Origin of the sequence: Azospirillum sp. B506, from assembly GCF_000333595.1 — a bacterium.
GTDB lineage: Bacteria > Pseudomonadota > Alphaproteobacteria > Azospirillales > Azospirillaceae > Azospirillum.
The window spans coordinates 1-1,553 of the sequence record NZ_BADK01001131.1 but is presented as its reverse complement, the minus strand read 5'-3'; the positions used below and the strand labels follow the sequence as shown (position 1 = coordinate 1,553).

Genomic DNA, 1,553 nt, shown 5'->3' with positions numbered 1-1,553 from the left:
ATTACATCAAACACTTCTAACCTTCCAGCCAGCCGCACCTAGCGGCTGGCCTTCCACCCTGGGACCAAAATCCCCCGATGGGGCGCAAGCTCGACTTATCCACACATTTCAAGGCCTTGCCCCTAGATTCTTAGATTCTTAGATTCTGTTTCAGGGAAAAAGTTCCTTTTTTTTCAATGGTTTCTGGCGAAGTTCCCGAGTTCTTGGGGTCGTTACCCGAGCAATTGGGGGCTCTATCCCGAGCAATTGGGGGCACATCCCGAGCAATTGGGGGCTATCCCGAGCCGAGTTGACTTATCGTTACGGCTCGGGATAGGCTGTGCCCCCAATTGCTCGGGATAGCCCCCAAGAAGTCGGGATGGGTGCCTTCATGCCGCGGAAATCCTTGCCTTCGGTTGGTCGCACCATCCGCGCCGCGGCTGCGGCCGAACAGCATGACGGCACCGAAATCGTGAAGCCTGGAGAGCTGACGGACATCAGTTTCCCACGCGGCGTCTCGCCATCCCTGGCGGCCCGTCGGACGCTGGCGCTGCTGCTCGCCACCGCCGGCGCCAACGGCTGGAAGGACCAGGTTCACCGGATCACCAAGCGCGAGATCCGGCAGGGCCACAAGAGCAACGAGCGCCTGAAGGACACGCTCGACGAGGTGGCCGGGATCCGCCTCCAAACTGGCGGGCTGTCCAGCCGCGGCCGCGCAGCCATCGTGCGCGCTGGCCTGTTCGACGAGCTGATCGAGGAGACCGACGACGGCGACCAGTCCTGGGTCGAGTTCCGGTTCAACCGCCACACTCGCGCGCTGCTGAAGGACAGCAACACCTTCGCTGCCATGAACCGCGCCGCGCTCATGGCCCTGCAATCTAAGTACGCCATCACGCTCTACGAGCTGGGATGCCTCTACGCGGGCCGCCGCCACCCGGAGATGGACCTCACCGTGCCCGACCTGCGGCTCAAGCTCGGCGTGCCTGAAGGGGTCTATCGCGACTGGACCGATCTCCAACGCTTTGTTCTCAGCAAGGCCAAGCTGGAGATCGACGCCCTGGCCCACTTCACGCTTCAGGTGGAGGAGGTCCGAAACGGCCGGAAGGTGGTCCGCGTGCGGCTGCGCTTCCTGCTGAAGGACGATCGCGGCATCGACGCGGCGGCCGACGAGCTGGAGCGGCCGAAGGCCGGACGCAAGGCGCGTATCCGCGGCACGGTCGAGCATGCCGAGCCCGTGCCGGCGCCGACCGCGATCGCCGCGCCGAAGCCCGTTCGGAAGACACGCCCGGCGGCTGATCCCCCTTCCAAGGCGGTGCGGAAGTCCCGCGCGAAAGCGGTCGACGAGCCGGTCCAACTCGACCTCGAGGACCTCACCAGGCCTATACTGCCGTCCCCGGAGTCCACAGCCAAACGCCGGCCGCCGACGCGCTCCCAGCGCGAACGGCGGCGGCCGGTGTAGGCCGCAGGCCGTTTGGCTGTGGACCCCCGGGGACGGCACACAGGAGGCACGATGACCGTGAGCATGGAAAACATCACCCTGTCCAATCCACTGTCGCGGCCGCAGCGGCGTTGCT

The 1,553-nt window shown here is 65.0% G+C and carries 1 protein-coding gene; it reads left to right on the top strand.

All coding sequences use genetic code 11. From position 1 onward, the window contains the following. Positions 1 to 358: 358 nt before the first annotated feature. Positions 359 to 1,438: a replication initiation protein gene (locus I71_RS34330; RefSeq protein ID WP_049976479.1), complete on the top strand. Its 1,080-nt coding sequence runs from the start codon at positions 359 to 361 to the stop codon at positions 1,436 to 1,438. Positions 1,439 to 1,553 lie beyond the last annotated feature (115 nt).